Source organism: Micromonospora chaiyaphumensis (assembly GCF_900091435.1).
Classification (GTDB): Bacteria; Actinomycetota; Actinomycetes; order Mycobacteriales; family Micromonosporaceae; genus Micromonospora; species Micromonospora chaiyaphumensis.
The window spans coordinates 596,814-611,291 of the sequence record NZ_FMCS01000001.1 but is presented as its reverse complement, the minus strand read 5'-3'; the positions used below and the strand labels follow the sequence as shown (position 1 = coordinate 611,291).

The window sequence follows — 14,478 nt, the reverse complement described above, 5'->3', positions numbered from 1 at the left end:
GGCCAGGGCGTCACCAGCTCACGTAACCGGTCTGGGTCTGCACGTTCAGCTCGGGCACGCGGATCAGCTGCGCCACCCAGGTACGCGGGTCGCGCAGCTCCAGCACGTCCAGGCCCTTCTGGATGTCACTGGAGTAGATGTGGCCGTTGTACCAGTAGGCCGACCAGGAGCCACCGGTGCGCAGCTGCTCGGCGTTCAGCGGGCCCCGCTCCCAGTAGGCGATCTCCCTGGGCTGCCGGGAGTTGGTGAAGTCCCACACCGAGATGCCGCCCTGGTACCAGGCCTGGACCATGATGTCGCGGCCGGGCACGGGCACCAGTGAGCCGTTGTGCGCCACGCAGTTCTCGGTGTCGGCGTTGGCCCGGGGGATCTTGTAGTAGCTGCGGAACGCCAGCCGCCGGTCGTCGCCACGACCGGTGATGTCGTAGATGGCGTCCGCGCCGCGGTTCGGCCCGGTGGCCTCGTTGCAGGTCGCGGCGCCGCCGCCACCCAGCTCGTCGGTGAAGACGACCTTGGTGCCGGAGTTGTTGAAGGTCGCCGAGTGCCAGAAGGCGAAGTTCTCGGTGTCGCGGACCCGCTCGATCACCCGGGGCGCCTCGCGGTCGGCGATGTCGAGCAGGATGCCGTCACCCATGCACGCGCCGGCCGCGACGTCCTTCGCCGGGTACGCGGTGATGTCGTGGCAGCCGCTGGTGGCCGACTTCTCACCCGGGATGCCCGGGTAGCCGCCGTCCGGGAACAGGTTCGGGGTGGCCACCACGGCGGCGTCGGTCGGCGACCGCAGCGGCACCTTCACGATCGAGATCGAGTCGTGCGGCTGCGGGCAGCCCACGTAGGTGTCCGACGGCCCGTACGAGGAGACGTAGAGGTAGACCGACCGGCGGTCCTTGGCGGGCACCAGGGTGTGGGTGTGCGAGCCGCAGGCTGTCTGCACGGACTTCAGGTAGCGCGGGTTGGCCTTGTCGCCGATGTCGAAGACCTTGATGCCCTCCCACCGGGTCTGCGTCCGGTCCACCGGGGTGCTGGCGCAGGAGTCGTCGCTGCGCGGCGAGTCGGTGGACAGGAACAGAAGGTCACCGTGGACGGAGACGTCGTTCTGGGAACCGGGGCAGAGCACCTGGGACACGATGGTCGGCGCGCTCGGCCGGGAGACGTCGTAGATGACGAAGCCGTCGTAGTTGCCGACGAAGGCGTACCGGCCCTGGAACGCGATGTCGGTGCCGAACGCCGCGGAGGTGTCGAACGGCGCCTGCTTCGGCAGGTTGGCGACCTGGCGCAGGTTGGGGCTGCTGGAGATCTCGTCGACTCCCGGGACGGCGCTGTCCACGGTGGCCGGCGCGGCCTGCGCCCGGGGGATCTCCTGGGCGCTGCTGGCGGGGGCGGTGGCGACGCCGGCGACGAGCAGGCCGACGGCGGCGAGGCTGACGATCCGGATTCGGGACGTGCGGATGCTGATCATCGGCGGCACCCTCCGAAAGGGGATGATGATTTTCCACACCTTACCGGCCGATGACATCCATCAATGTGACCCCGGTCACATGTAAGCGGGTTTGTCTATGGATAGGATCGCTGTCACCTCGACCGGAGGGAGTGCCCTATGACCGGCCGGCAGGGACGTGTCTGGCTCGCCGTCACAGCGCTGGTGGCGCTCGCGGTCATGGTCGGCGTGGTGCTTGCCGGGTGGGGTGGCAGCCGACCGGCGGCCGCTCCGGCGGGTCCGTCCGCCACTGCCACGCCGCCGGTCGACGCGCCGCCGGTCGTCGTGCCCGGCCGGCCGGGGGAGCCGGCGGCCACCCGCGCCGCCCAGGAGGTCCGGGACGGCGCGCCGCCCCGCTACAACGGCCTCGACGTCTGGTATGTCCGCATGATGATCCCGCACCACCAGCAGGCCGTGGAGATGGCGAGCCTCGCCCCGGACCGGGCCGCCGACCCCCGGGTGCGTGCCGTCGCCGACCGCATCCGAGCCGCCCAGGGGCCCGAGATCGGGGTGCTGCGCGGCTGGCTCGGCGCGCGAGACCTGCCCGCCGAGGTCGCCGGGCACGACCACGGCACCATGCGCGGCATGCAGTCGGCCGAGGCCGTGCGGCAGCTCGCCGCCGCCCGGGGTGCGGACTTCGACCGCCTCTTCGTGCGGATGATGACGGCGCACCACGAGGGCGCGGTGATCATGTCCACCGACCTGCTCAAGGTCGGCGCGGATCAGACCCTCCAGGAGTTCGCCAACGCCGTCGCCGTCGAACAGTCCGCCGAGATCGCCCGCCTCCGCGACCTGATCGGCGCCTGACGCCGGCGGCTCTGCCGAGGCCGGCCATCGTCCGCGAGCCGCTACGAACTTGATGACGTAAACGACTCACTCGGCCAGGCCCGTGCGGCGGTGCGGTGGCGATTCACCTACGACATCAAGTTTGTAGGCGCCCGCCAGGATGTCTGCTCCAGCGGGCCTTCCCGACATCGCCAACGACTCGTCGGCGCTACCCGCCGCATGGGCCGTCGTGGTCGGCCGGGAGGGGGCAGCGGATCTGGTCGGACAGCCGGGCGTCGCACCAGATCCGGGTACGCACGAACTGACGGTCCTCCTCGCTGAGCGTGGTCTCGCCGTAGTCGACGGCGGTGACGTGGCCCAGCGAGTCGCGAAGCGCGACGGCCAGCGCGGTCAGGTGCCCGCCCGAACGGATCCGCGTGTCCCCGATTCCGCTCAGCTGTAGCGACATCGCTGCGGACATCACCTCGAAGATCGACTCCGGGGAGTACCAGGCCGGAGCGAAGCTGCCTTCCTACACGCAGCTCGCCGACCTCTACTCTGTGTCGTTCTCGACGGCCGCCCGGGCGGTGGCGCTGTTGCGTGATCGTGGTGTCGTTGTCGGCTCGCCGGGGCGCGTGTCTTCGTCACTGACAGGGAGTGACGCGGTAAGCATTGCCGTGCGCGCGAGCCCGTACCCTGGGTGACCGTGAACCGCATCCTCTTCGGCCGCCCGCTGCGCAGCGTCGCCTTCGACGCCGCCGTATCCGGGCTGGTGGCGTTCTTCGCCGTCCTCGGGATCTTCGCCGAGAACGGCGGCGTCGCGTCCACGTCCGTCGGAGTGGTGATGGCGCTGGTCCTTCTGTTCCGGCGGACCCACCCGTCGGCGGTGGCCGCCGGGGTGGCCGTGCTCGCGCTGCTCCAGGTGGTCGTCGGCTGGGGCCCGCTGAGCTACGACATCGGCGTACTCATCGCGCTCTACAGCGTGGTCAAGTACGCCGACCGGCTGCGCGACGGCGTCCTGGCCGGGATCGTCGCCGCGATCGGCGTGCTGCTCGCCGCCGCCCAGATGCCCGCGCAGGCGCCCTGGTGGGCCGGCGCGCTCTACTACGGCCTGGTCACCGGCGCGGTCTGGCTGGTCGGGCTGAACGTGCGGACCCGCCGGCTCTACGTGGTCAGCCTGGAGGAACGCGCCACCACCCTGGAACGCGAGCGGGAGGCCGAGGCCCGGGCGGCGGTCGCCGAGGAGCGCACCCGGATCGCCCGCGAGCTGCACGACGTCGTGGCGCACAGCATGGCCGTCATGATCGTGCAGGCCGACGGGGTGCGGTTCACCATCGATCGCGACCCGGACACCGCGCGGGAGGCGGCCAAGGTGGTGGCGGACACCGGCCGGCAGGCGCTGGAGGAGATGCGGCGCCTCGTTGGCGTACTCCGGGAGCCGAGCCGGCCGGAGCCGGCGGACGCGCCGGCCGCGGCGGCCGAGCGCGACGGCGGCCTGTCCGCCGAGCCCGCGCACCGGCGGCCGGCCCTGGTCGAGCTGCCCGACCTGCTGGACCGCTTCCGCGCCGCCGGCCTGCGGATCACCGACGCCACCACCGGCACGCCGGTCGCCCTGCCGCCCGGCCTGGAGCTGACCGTCTATCGCGTCGTGCAGGAGAGCCTCACCAACGCGCTCAAACACGCGGGGGTGGGCGCGACGGTCGAGCTGCGCCTCGACTGGTCCGCCGGCGCCGTCGTGGTCCGGGCGGTCGACGACGGGCGCGGCCGCCCGGTGGTCCGGCCGGCGCCGTCCGGCGGGCACGGTCTGGTCGGCATGCGCGAGCGGGTCGGGGTGTACGACGGCAGTATCGCCGCCGGCCCCACGCTGGGCGGGGGCTGGCGGGTCGAGGCGCGGCTGCCGCTACCGTCGGCGTCGGGCACCGAGGAAGGGAAGGCGGCGGCATGACCGTCCGGGTGGTGATCGTCGACGACCAGGCGCTGGTGCGCGCCGGGTTCCGGATGGTGCTCGACTCCCAGCCCGACCTCGCGGTGGTGGGCGAGGCGATCGACGGCGCGGACGCCCTGCGGGTGCTGGACCGCGTCGAGGCCGACGTGGTGGTGATGGACGTGCGGATGCCGACCATGGACGGCGTGGAGGCGACGCGGCGGATCTGCGCCCGGCCGGCCGGGAACCGCCCCCGGGTGCTGGTGCTCACCACCTTCGACACCGAGGCCGACGCGTTCGCCGCGCTGCGCGCCGGGGCCAGCGGCTTCCTGCTCAAGAACGTCCCGCCGGAGGACCTGCTCGCCGCGATCCGGGTGGTCGCCGAGGGCGACTCGGTGGTGGCCCCGTCGATCACCCGGCGGCTGCTCGACCGGTTCGCCGGGCAGCTCGGGCCGGCGCCCACCGAGGACCCGCGGCTGGCCCAGCTCACCGAGCGGGAGCGGGAGGTGCTGCTGCTCGTCGCGCAGGGGCTCTCCAACGCCGAGATCGCCGCCCGGGTGCACGTCGCCGAGGCGACCGTGAAGACCCACGTGGGCCGCATTCTGGCCAAGCTCCAGCTCCGCGACCGGGTGCAGGCCGTGGTGCTGGCCTACGAGAGCGGCCTGGTGACCCCGGGCGGCTGACCCGGCGTACGACCTGGGTCGTACGGGTCCACCCGGTCGGGGGCGACCACCGGCGTACCGAGGTCGAGCGCGCAGGTGGAGATCATTCACGGGGTGCCGCCCATAGCGTCGGAAGGGTCTTCAGGACCAGTCCGACAGGAGCACCACGTTGTCCGCAACCACCACCGCCGGCGTCGCCGTCACCGCCCGCGAGCTGCGCAGGGAGTACGGCTCGGGGCTGAACCGGGTCGTCGCCCTCGACGGCGTCGACCTCGACCTGGCCGCCGCCCGGTTCACCGCCGTGATGGGCCCGTCCGGGTCCGGGAAGTCCACCCTGCTGCACTGCCTGGCCGGCCTGGACCGGCCGTCGGCCGGCAGCGTGCGCATCGGCGACGCCGACCTGGCCCGCCTCGACGACCGCCGGCTGACCCGGCTGCGCCGCGACCGGATCGGCTTCGTCTTCCAGAAGTTCAACCTGCTGCCCACCCTCACCGCCGAGGAGAACATCGTGCTGCCGCTGGCCATCGCCGGCCGGCGGCCCGACCCCGGGTGGCTGGGCCGGGTGGTGGCCGCGGTCGGCCTCACCGACCGCCTGCGGCACCGGCCCGCCGAGCTCTCCGGCGGCCAGCAGCAGCGGGTCGCCGTGGCCCGGGCCCTGGTCACCCGGCCCTGGGTGATCTTCGCCGACGAGCCCACCGGCAACCTGGACTCGCGCTCCGGCGCGGAGGTGCTGCGGCTGCTCCGCGAGGCGGTCGACACGCTCGGCCAGACCGTGGTCATGGTGACCCACGACCCGAAGGCCGCCGCCCACGCCGACCGGGTGGTCTTCCTCGCCGACGGGCGGCTCGTCGACGAGCTGCACGCCCCGACCGCCGGCCAGGTCCTCGACGCGCTCACCCGCCTCGAGGCCGGCGCGCCGCTGGTGGGGCGGTGACCGGGATGCTGCGCCAGGTCCGCGCCGACGGGCTGCGCCTGCTGCTCTCCTCGCTGGCCATCGTCCTGGGCGTCGCCTTCGTGGCCGGCACCCTCATGTTCACCGACGGGATGCGCGCCGGGGCGTACGAGCGGGCCGGCGCCTTCGACCGGCACACCGACCTCGCCGCGTACGCCGGCAAGGACCCGCTGCCCCCGTCCCTGGTCGACCGGGTGCGCGCGGTCGACGGGGTGGCCGCCGCCGAGGGGGAGCTGACCGGCACCGCCGGGGTGGTGGGGGCCGACGGGCGGCCCGTGCTCGGTTACGCCGTCCTCGCCGCGATCCCCACCGACCCGGCCCTCCAGTCGTACGACGTGGTCGCCGGGCGGCTGCCGCAGCGGACCGGCGAGCTGGTCCTCGACGAGGAGACCGTCGCCGACCAGCACTTCACCCTCGGCGCGCCGGTGCGCATCGGTGGGAACGGCGGGCCGGCCCGCCCGTACACCCTGGTCGGTACCGTCGACGTGGCCGGCAGCTCACGCGACGTCGGCGGCCCCTTCATCGGCCTGGCCGGTCCCGACGCCCTCGCGGTGAGCGGGGAGCGCGGCTACGGCCGGATCATGATGGCGGTGCGGCCCGGCGTGGACCGGGCGGCGCTCGCCGACCGGGTCCGCGCGGCGGCCGGGCCGACGGTGACGGTCAAGGACCGCGCCGCGATCCTCGACGAGGCCGTGGCGGACGCGGTCCGCGACCGGCGGCAGTTCGAGCTGTTCCTGGGCACCTTCGCCGCGGTGGCGGTGGTGGTCGCGGGCTTCGTGATCGCCAACACCTTCGCCATCGTGCTGGCCCAGCGGTCCCGCCGGACCGCGCTGCTGCGCCTGGTCGGCGCCACCCGGGGCCAGGTCTACCGGGCCACCCTCGGCGAGGCGGCGCTGACCGGGCTGCTCGCCTCGGCGGCCGGGGTGCTGGCCGGGGTGGGGCTGGCCGCGGGCCTCGGCGCGCTGCTGTCGATCCTGGACGCGCCGGTCGGCGGCGGGGTCACCGTCACGGCCCGGACGGTGCTGCTGTCCCTCGGTCTCGGCACGCTGCTGACCCTGGTGGCCGCCGCCGTGCCGTCCTGGCAGGGCACCCGGGTCGCGCCGATCGCCGCGCTGACCGACGCCGCCGTGCAGCCGGCCCGGCGGGCCGGGCGGGTCCGGCTCGCGGCCGGCGCGCTGGTCCTCGCCGCCGGGGCCGCCGCCCTCGTCGGCGCCGGGATCGTCGGCCAGGTGCCGCTGGTCGCGGCGGGCGGGGTGCTGGCCTTCCTGGGCATCGTGCTGTTCGGCCCGGTGCTGGTGCCGGCCCTGGTCCGGGTGCTCGGCCTGCCGATGCGCCGGCTGCTCGGCGTCCCGGCCGGGCTCGCCGTGGCGAACGCCGTGCGCAACCCCCGCCGGGTGGCGGCCACCGCCACCGCCATGGTCATCGGCATCGGCCTGGTCTCCGCGTTCGTGGTCGGCGCGGGCAGCGCCAAGGCCGGCATCGAGCGCGCCGTGGACGCGCAGATCGGGGTGGACTTCCTGGTCACCGGCATCGGTGGGGACCTGCCGGCGCCGCTGGCCGGTGAGCTGGCCGCCCGGCCGGAACTGGGCGTGGTGCACGAGCAGCGCAGCCGGGTGGTGGACGGCATCGAGGTGCGCGCCGCGCACCCGGCGCTGATCCGGCGGACGCTGTCCGCGGTGGACGCCGGTGACCCCGCCGCCCTGGGGCCGGGCACGGTGCTGGTGCACCGCGAGCTGGCCGCCGCCCGCGGGTGGTCGGTGGGCAGCAGCGTCCCGCTCGCCGGCCGGTCGTTCCGGGTGGCCGCCGTGGTGGCCGACGACAGCCCCGCCCTGGCCGGCAGCCCGGTGCCCACCGGACACGTGCTGGACGTCGCCGACGCCGACTTCAGCCGCCTGTTTCCGACCGAGCGCGGCTACCTGGCGGAGGTGGACCCCGCCGAGGGGGTCTCCACCGACGCCGCCCGGGTCGCCGTGGAGTCGGTGCTCACCCGCTATCCGACGGTCAACCTGCTGGACCAGGCGGCCTACAAGAAGATGCTCACCGGCACCGTGGACCTGGTGCTCGGCTTCGTCACCGCGCTGCTCGGCCTGGCCGTGGTCATCGCGCTGGTCGGGGTGGCCAACACACTCACCCTGTCGGTGGTGGAGCGGACCCGGGAGAACGCGGTCCTGCGCGCCGTCGGCCTCACCCGGGGCGGGATGCGTGCCGTGCTCGCCGTCGAGGCGGTGCTCACCGCGCTGGTCGGCACGCTGCTCGGCATCGCGCTGGGCACCGGCGTGGCCGCCGGCGGGATGGCCGTGCTGGCCCGGATCGGCGGGGACTTCACGCTGGTGCTGCCGTGGGGGCGGCTCGGCCTGATCGTCGCGGTGGCGGTGGTCGCCGCGCTGGCCGCGTCGGTCCTGCCGGCCCGGCGGGCGCTGTCCCGGCCGGTGGTGGCGGCCCTCGGCGCGGAGTGAGCGCCGGACGCCCGAGACGCGTCGAGCCGGTCCCGCGACAGCCGCGGGGCCGGCTCGTCCGGGTGGGGCAGGTCAGCGGCCCGACGCCGGCTGGACCTCGCCGCCGTCGCCTCCACCGCCATCGGCGGGGGCGGTAGTGGTCGTGGTGGTCTCGGTCGGCGCGGTGGTCTCCACCGGCGGCGAGCTGGTGGTCGGGGCCGTGCTCGGCGCGGTCGGCTGGGTCGACGGGACGCTCGACGGGGTCGGCTCGGCCGTGCCGCTCGTGGAGGCGCTCGGCGTCGCCGAGGTCGAGGCCGACGGCCGGCCGGTGGGGCCCACCGGGCGGTAGCTGTGGCCGCCCGCGTCCGTCGGCGGGGCCTCGGTGACCGCGGCGTTCGCGACGGAGTTGCTCGGGGCAACGGCCGGTGCCGTCGTGTCGATGTGGGTGGCCGGCGCGTCGGCGTTCTTCGCCGCGCCCAGGGCGGCGCCCAGCGCGGTCAGCGCCACCAGCACCGCGGCCAGCGCGCCGACCAGCGTGCCGCGGCGACCCGGCCGGCGGGCCGGAGCCACGAGAGCCCCCGGCGCGGCGGCGGTCAGGTCGTCCCGGGTGCGGCTCGAGCCGGTCGCGGTGCGCAGCGTCACCGGCACCATCGCCGTCGGCGACTCGGACGCGGCCGCCCGGGCCGCCTCGGCCATCGCGGCGGCGGTGGGGAAGCGGTCCGCCGGGTCCTTGGCGAGGGCGCGGGCGACCAGGTCCCGGACCGGCTGCGGGATCTCCACCGGCAGCTCCGGCGGCTCGTCGTCGAGGTGCCGGACGGCCACCTGCAGCGGGTTGTCACCGGTGAACGGCGGGCTGCCGGTGAGGCAGCAGTAGGCCACGGCCCCGAGCGCGTAGATGTCGGTCGCGCCGGAGACGGGCCGGCCGGCGGCCTGCTCGGGGGCCATGTAGAGGGCGGTGCCGGGCACCGCGTTCGTGCTGGTGATGCTGGTCACGTTGGTCGACCGGGCCACCCCGAAGTCGACCAGCACCACGGTGCCGTCGTCCTGCACGAGCAGGTTGCTGGGCTTCACGTCCCGGTGGACGATGCCCCGGGTGTGCGCCGCCTGCAGGGCCTGGGCCACCTGCGCCACGATCGACATCGTCTCGCCGACGTCGAGCTGCCCGGCCGCCTCGATCCGGCGGGAGAGCGGCTCGCCCGCCACGAACTCCATCACCAGGTAGTCGGCCCGGCTGCCGTCGGGCAGCTCGTCCTCGCCGCAGTCGAAGACCTGGACCACGCCCGGGTGGCGCAGGGACGCCATGATCCGCGCCTCGGCGCGGAAGCGGGCGATGAAGTCGGGGTCGGAGACCAGCGCGGGCAGCAGGACCTTCACCGCGACCGGCCGGCCGAGCACTAGGTCCGTGGCACGCCAGACGTCGCCCATGCCGCCGGTGGCGACACGGTCATCCAGGCGGTACCGACCGCTGAGTACGACGTCGGAAGTCAACACGTCAATACCGTACCCAGAGCGGCCGCGGAGTATTTCCCGCGATCTCTCCCGTCACGACCGGCGGGCGGCCCGACGGGCCTGGGCCGAACGGTCAACGGCCCCCGCGCCGATCGGCTGACCGTGACGAATCGCGTACGATCGGGCAGGAAAATGTGCCCGGAGGTTCATGTGTCCGGGTCTGGCCTGGTGTTTCGTCCCGGTTAACCGGCCCGCAGCGTAATAGAGGTTGCATCTGTTACGCCGACGCGCCGTTCCCGGCCGTAGACAATTCTCACTCTTTTCACGGTGGGCGGCACCTTGTCGAACCCCGCGTCCGCTCGTAGCGTCGGCCCGGCTCCCGTTCGCCCCGTGACGCCGGTACGGTATGTCCGCCGACGGCCGTCCTCACGGCGGTGTCCATACGCGCGCCCGCGCCTCACGGTGCTGGCGCCGATCAGGTCAGCGGGGGACTGATGGTGCGGGTGGAGGTCCGGTCGTTCGACCGGGCGGGCGTCGGGCACACCGGCACCGGCAGGCGCCGGTCCGGGGCAACGGCACGGCGGGAACGGCGGATCCATGACCGGTGAGCTGAGCGAGGCGGTCACCGCCGCGCAGGCGGGCGACGAGGATGCCTTCCGCTTCCTCTACCGCAGCCTCCAGCCCGGCCTGCTGCGCTACCTCACCGCCCTGGTCGGCGCCGACGCCGAGGACGTGGCCTCGGAGACGTGGCTCCAGATCTCCCGCGACCTGCCCACCTTCACCGGCGGCGAGTTCCGCGCCTGGACGGTCACCATCGCCCGCAACCGGGCCATGGACCATCTGCGCCGGCAGCGGCGGCGGCCCGCCCTGCCGGTGCCCGTGCAGGCGCTCAGCGAACTGGCCGGCGACGCGGACACCGCGGAGCGGGCCGGCGAGACCATCGGCACCGAGAGCGCGCTCGCGCTGATCGCCAGCCTGCCGCCCCGCGAGGCGGAGGCGGTGCTGCTGCGCGCCGTGATCGGGCTCGACGCGGAGACCGCCGGGCGGGTGCTTGGCCGGCGGGCGGGCGCCGTGCGCACCGCCGCACACCGGGGCCTGCGGCGCCTGGCCGCGCTGCTGGAGCGCGCCGACGCCGAGCAACCGGCGGACCGGGCCGGGGGAGCGACGCCGCCCCGCCCCCGTGCCCAGCGGGGACGGCAGGCGCCCAAGGCCGAGCCGGCGGACGGTTGACGTGGAGGGAAACGGAATGAGTTCTCGCCGGTCCGACGGGCCCGCCGACCGGGCGGAGTCGGAGCGCCTCCTCGACGCGGCCCGCGCCGGGTCTCCACCGCAGGCGGCGGCCGATCCGCTGGCGCACCTGCTCGCCGCGGCGGCCGCCCCCGGCACCGCGGCGGAACTGGTCGGCGAGGAGCGGGCGCTCGCCGCGTTCCGGGCCGCGCGGGTGGACCCCGCCCCGGCCGTCGCGCCGCGGCCGCGCCACCGCTTCCGGGTCGGCGCGGTGCTGGCCGGGGTCGCCGCCGCCGCCACCGCCGGGGTCGCGTTCGCCGCCGTGAGCCTCGATCCGGGCCCGGAACCCGCGCCGCCGCCGGCCCCCACCGCGCCGGGCCACGGCACCGGTGGCCCCAGCACGGGCGCCGGCGACCCGGGCACGTCCGGCGTGACCCCGAGCGGCGCGACGCCCGGCGGCGTGCCGTCCACCGCGCCGACGCCCGGCGCCTCCGGGGGCTCCGGCAAGCCCGCGAGCGCCGGGAAGCTTGCCGGGCAGTGCGGCGCCTACCTCGCCAAGTCCGACGCGCAGCGGGCCAAGGCGCTGGAGAGTCCGGGCTTCGCCGACCTGGTGGCCGCCGCCGGTGGCCCCGAGCGGGTGGAGGGGTACTGCCTGGCGCTGGTGCCGGAGAAGTCCCCGGAGCCGAAGTCGGAGCCGAAGCCGACGTCGTCGCCCAAGCCGAAGTCGTCGCCCAAGGCGAAATCGGAGCCGAAGGCGACGCCGTCGTCCGCGGCGCGGAAGGGGACGACGGCCGTGCCCGCCGGGTCGCCTCCGCGCTCCGCAAAGCCGGGCGCCGCCACCGGTCGCTGAGCGGGCGGCGCCCGCGCCGCAACCGGATTCCGGACAAAAATTCATCTCCTCGGGCGCGCGGATCCCGTCTGCTAGACAGAAGATGGTGGGACCCGCCGACGCCCGGCCGCCACGGCCGGGCACCGGCCGACAGTGTGGTCGCCCACCCCGGGGAGAGGAGCCGTCTCGTGGTGATGTCGCCGGACCTGGACCGGGCCACCGTCCTCGGAGACGAGGCCGCGGCCCGCGGGCACATCGCCCGGATCTGCTTCAAGACCGGACCACCGACCCTGACCGGCGTCGAGCTGGAATGGACGGTGCACGACGCCGCGGACCCGACCCGCCCGGTCGACCGCGAGCGACTGCGCCGGGCGCTGGGACGGCACAGCCCCGTCACCCTCGACCCCACCAGCCCGGCCGCCGGGCTCCGGCGCGGTGGCACCGTGACCGTGGAGCCGGGCGGGCAGGTGGAGATCTCCTCGGCGCCGCGACCGTCGGTCGCCGCGCTCATCCTGGCCACCGAGGCCGATGTCGCCGAGCTGCAGGCCCTCCTGGACGCCGCCGGCCTCGTCCTGGGCCGCACCGGCATGGACCCCTGGCGCCCGCCGCGCCCCGTCGTGGAGACCCCGCGCTACCGGGCCATGCGCGACGTCTTCGACCGGCGCGGGCCGGCCGGCCGAGCCATGATGTACAGCACCGCCGGGCTCCAGATCTGCCTGGACGCGGGCCAGCCGGACCGGCTGGCCGAGCGGTGGGCAGCCGCGCACGCCGTGGGGCCGCCGCTGCTGGCCGCCTTCGCCACCGCCGACCGGCACGCCGGCCGGCCCACCGGCTGGGCCTCCACCCGGATGGCCGCCTGGCTGGCCATCGACCCGGCGCGCGTCCGCCCGGTCTGGTCCCCGGCGCGGGCCGACCGGGACCCGGTCGCGGCCTGGACCGGGTACGCGCTCGCCGCGCCCCTGCTCTGCGTCCGCGGCGACGGTCCGGACTGGACGCCGCCCGAGGGCGTCACCTTCGCCGACTGGCTGGCCGGGGCGCTGCCGCACCCGCCGACCACCGACGACCTGGAATACCACCTCAGCACGCTGTTCCCGCCGGTCCGCCCGCGCGGCTACCTGGAGCTGCGCTACCTGGACGCCCAGCCGGGCCGGGAGTGGACGGTGCCGCTGGCGGTGCTGGCCGCGCTCTTCGCCGACCCGGCCACCACCCGGGACGCGCTGGCCGTGGCCACCCCGGTCGCCGACCGGTGGTCCACCGCGGCCCGGCGCGGGCTGGCCGAGCGGCCGCTGGCCACCGCCGCGGCGGCCCTGTTCGACCTGGCCCTGGCGGCCCTGCCCCGGCTGGACCTGCCGGCCGGCATCCACGACGAGACGGACCGAGCGATCCGGCGGCGCCGCGCCGCCGCGGAGAGGGGACACCGGTGACCACGACCGAGCGGCCGGCCACGGAGGGCGAGCAGTTGCGCAGCCGGATCGCGGCCGAACTGGAGCGCACCCGCGCCCGCACCGCGCTGCTCACCGACGCGGTGGACGACGACGACCTGGTGCGCCAGCACTCGACGCTGATGTCCCCGCTGGTCTGGGACCTGGCGCACGTCGGCAACCAGGAGGAGCTCTGGCTGGTCCGCGACGTCGGCGGGCGCGAGCCGGTGCGCCGCGACATCGACGACCTGTACGACGCGTTCAAGCAGCCCCGCAGGGACCGGCCGGCCCTCCCGCTGCTGCCGCCGGCCGAGGCGCGGGCGTACGTGCGCACCGTCCGGGACAAGGTGTACGACCTGCTGGACGGGATCCGGTTCACCGACCGGAAGCTGGTCGAGGACGGCTTCGCGTTCGGCATGATCGTCCAGCACGAGCAGCAGCACGACGAGACCATGCTCGCCACCCACCAGTTGCGCTCCGGTGGCCCGGTGCTCGACGCGCCGCCACCGCCCGAGCCGCGCGCCCGGGTCGGCGGCGAGGTGCTGGTGCCGGCCGGTCCGTTCACCATGGGCACCTCGACCGACCCGTGGGCGCTGGACAACGAGCGCCCCGCGCACACGGTCGACCTGCCCGCGTACGCCATCGACGCGGCGCCGGTCACCAACGGGCAGTACCGCGCCTTCATCGCCGACGGCGGCTACGACGAGCCGCGCTGGTGGAGCGGGGCCGGCTGGCGGCACCGGGTCGAGGCCGGGCTGAGCGCCCCCATGCACTGGCGGCGCGACGGGGACGGGTGGGCGTACCGCCGGTTCGGCCGCTGGTCGCCGGTGCGCGACGACGAGCCGGTGGTGCACGTCTGCTTCCACGAGGCGGAGGCCTACGCGGCCTGGGCCGGCAAGCGGCTGCCCACCGAGGCGGAGTGGGAGAAGGCCGCCCGCTGGGACCCGGCGACCGGCCGGTCCCGCCGCTACCCGTGGGGCGACGCGGACCCGGTGGGCACGCACGCCAACCTCGGGCAGCGGCACCTGTGGCCGGCGCCGGTGGGCGCGTACCCGGAGGGCGCCTCCCCGCTCGGCGTGCACCAGCTCATCGGTGACGTCTGGGAGTGGACCTCGTCCACCTTCCGGGGTCACCCGGGCTTCGTGGCGTTCCCGTACCGGGAATACTCGGAGGTCTTCTTCGGCGACGACTACCGGGTGCTGCGCGGCGGCTCCTTCGGCACCGACCGGTCGGCCTGCCGGGGCACCTTCCGCAACTGGGACTACCCGATCCGGCGGCAGATCTTCAGCGGCTTCCGCTGCGCCCGCGACGCCCGCCCGGGGGAGGCGGCGTGACGG

Annotated in this window: 13 protein-coding genes; 10 read left to right on the top strand and 3 right to left on the bottom strand. The window is 75.4% G+C overall.

Features of this window, described 5'->3' with window-relative positions:
• Positions 1-10 precede the first annotated feature (10 nt).
• Positions 11-1,459, bottom strand: coding sequence for an LVIVD repeat-containing protein (locus tag GA0070214_RS02920; protein ID WP_091258681.1), 1,449 nt, complete (start codon positions 1,457-1,459; stop codon positions 11-13).
• Positions 1,460-1,597: 138 nt separating this feature from the next.
• Here GA0070214_RS02920 and GA0070214_RS02915 point away from each other — a divergent pair, with 138 nt between their 5' ends.
• Positions 1,598-2,284 carry a DUF305 domain-containing protein gene (locus tag GA0070214_RS02915; protein ID WP_091258678.1) on the top strand — a complete coding sequence of 229 codons (687 nt, stop codon included), beginning with the start codon at positions 1,598-1,600 and terminating at the stop codon, positions 2,282-2,284.
• Between the two features lie 187 nt (positions 2,285-2,471).
• On the opposite strand, the gene GA0070214_RS02910 is transcribed toward GA0070214_RS02915, so the two are convergent.
• Positions 2,472-2,711: a hypothetical protein gene (locus GA0070214_RS02910; RefSeq protein WP_091258676.1), complete on the bottom strand. Its 240-nt coding sequence runs from the start codon at positions 2,709-2,711 to the stop codon at positions 2,472-2,474.
• Here GA0070214_RS02910 and GA0070214_RS02905 point away from each other — a divergent pair.
• The 5 genes from GA0070214_RS02905 to GA0070214_RS02885 all read left to right on the top strand — a co-directional run bounded on the left by GA0070214_RS02905 (position 2,611) and on the right by GA0070214_RS02885 (position 8,236).
• Positions 2,611-2,946: a winged helix-turn-helix domain-containing protein gene (locus GA0070214_RS02905; protein WP_425255430.1), complete on the top strand. Its 336-nt coding sequence runs from the start codon at positions 2,611-2,613 to the stop codon at positions 2,944-2,946. The genes GA0070214_RS02910 and GA0070214_RS02905 overlap by 101 nt on opposite strands.
• Positions 2,943-4,187: a sensor histidine kinase gene (locus GA0070214_RS02900; RefSeq protein ID WP_091258672.1), complete on the top strand. Its 1,245-nt coding sequence runs from the start codon at positions 2,943-2,945 to the stop codon at positions 4,185-4,187. The genes GA0070214_RS02905 and GA0070214_RS02900 overlap by 4 nt, the downstream gene beginning before the upstream one ends.
• Complete coding sequence (locus GA0070214_RS02895; RefSeq protein WP_091258670.1) at positions 4,184-4,849, top strand: response regulator; 666 nt, start codon at positions 4,184-4,186, stop codon at positions 4,847-4,849. Before GA0070214_RS02900 ends, GA0070214_RS02895 begins: the two co-directional genes overlap by 4 nt.
• A 148-nt stretch (positions 4,850-4,997) precedes the next feature.
• Positions 4,998-5,762, top strand: coding sequence for an ABC transporter ATP-binding protein (locus tag GA0070214_RS02890; protein ID WP_091258669.1), 765 nt, complete (start codon positions 4,998-5,000; stop codon positions 5,760-5,762).
• 5 nt (positions 5,763-5,767) lie between these two features.
• Positions 5,768-8,236, top strand: a complete 2,469-nt coding sequence (locus GA0070214_RS02885; protein ID WP_091259846.1) for an ABC transporter permease — start codon at positions 5,768-5,770, stop codon at positions 8,234-8,236.
• A 72-nt stretch (positions 8,237-8,308) separates the two neighbouring features.
• Here GA0070214_RS02885 and GA0070214_RS02880 read toward each other — a convergent pair whose 3' ends face one another.
• A complete protein-coding gene (locus GA0070214_RS02880) occupies positions 8,309-9,706 on the bottom strand; it encodes a serine/threonine-protein kinase (protein ID WP_091258667.1) in 1,398 nt (465 codons plus the stop codon).
• Between the two features lie 555 nt (positions 9,707-10,261).
• On the opposite strand from GA0070214_RS02880, the gene GA0070214_RS02875 reads away from it, so the two are divergent.
• The 4 genes from GA0070214_RS02875 (at position 10,262) to egtB (ending at position 14,475) form a co-directional block, all read left to right on the top strand.
• A complete protein-coding gene (locus GA0070214_RS02875) occupies positions 10,262-10,894 on the top strand; it encodes an RNA polymerase sigma factor (protein ID WP_091258665.1) in 633 nt (210 codons plus the stop codon).
• Positions 10,895-10,910: 16 nt separating this feature from the next.
• The gene (locus GA0070214_RS02870; RefSeq protein ID WP_208602622.1) at positions 10,911-11,741 is read left to right on the top strand and encodes a hypothetical protein; all 831 of its coding nucleotides are present in this window, start codon (positions 10,911-10,913) and stop codon (positions 11,739-11,741) included.
• Between the two features lie 167 nt (positions 11,742-11,908).
• On the top strand, positions 11,909-13,144 hold the full coding sequence (gene egtA, locus GA0070214_RS02865; protein ID WP_091258662.1) for an ergothioneine biosynthesis glutamate--cysteine ligase EgtA: 1,236 nt from the start codon (positions 11,909-11,911) through the stop codon (positions 13,142-13,144).
• Entirely contained in the window at positions 13,141-14,475 is a 1,335-nt protein-coding gene (gene egtB, locus GA0070214_RS02860) for an ergothioneine biosynthesis protein EgtB (protein WP_091258660.1), read from the top strand. The genes egtA and egtB overlap by 4 nt, the downstream gene beginning before the upstream one ends.
• The last annotated feature ends 3 nt before the right edge of the window (positions 14,476-14,478 follow it).

Excerpts from the sequence above, each read along its gene's own strand:
- GA0070214_RS02885 (WP_091259846.1), top strand. The coding sequence starts at position 5,768 with ATGCTGCGCCAGGTCCGCGCCGACGGGCTGCGCCTGCTGCTCTCCTCG.
- GA0070214_RS02895 (WP_091258670.1), top strand. The coding sequence starts at position 4,184 with ATGACCGTCCGGGTGGTGATCGTCGACGACCAGGCGCTGGTGCGCGCC.
- GA0070214_RS02870 (WP_208602622.1), top strand. The coding sequence starts at position 10,911 with ATGAGTTCTCGCCGGTCCGACGGGCCCGCCGACCGGGCGGAGTCGGAG.
- GA0070214_RS02915 (WP_091258678.1), top strand. The coding sequence starts at position 1,598 with ATGACCGGCCGGCAGGGACGTGTCTGGCTCGCCGTCACAGCGCTGGTG.
- GA0070214_RS02910 (WP_091258676.1), bottom strand. The coding sequence starts at position 2,711 with ATGTCGCTACAGCTGAGCGGAATCGGGGACACGCGGATCCGTTCGGGC.
- GA0070214_RS02875 (WP_091258665.1), top strand. The coding sequence starts at position 10,262 with ATGACCGGTGAGCTGAGCGAGGCGGTCACCGCCGCGCAGGCGGGCGAC.
- GA0070214_RS02920 (WP_091258681.1), bottom strand. The coding sequence starts at position 1,459 with ATGATCAGCATCCGCACGTCCCGAATCCGGATCGTCAGCCTCGCCGCC.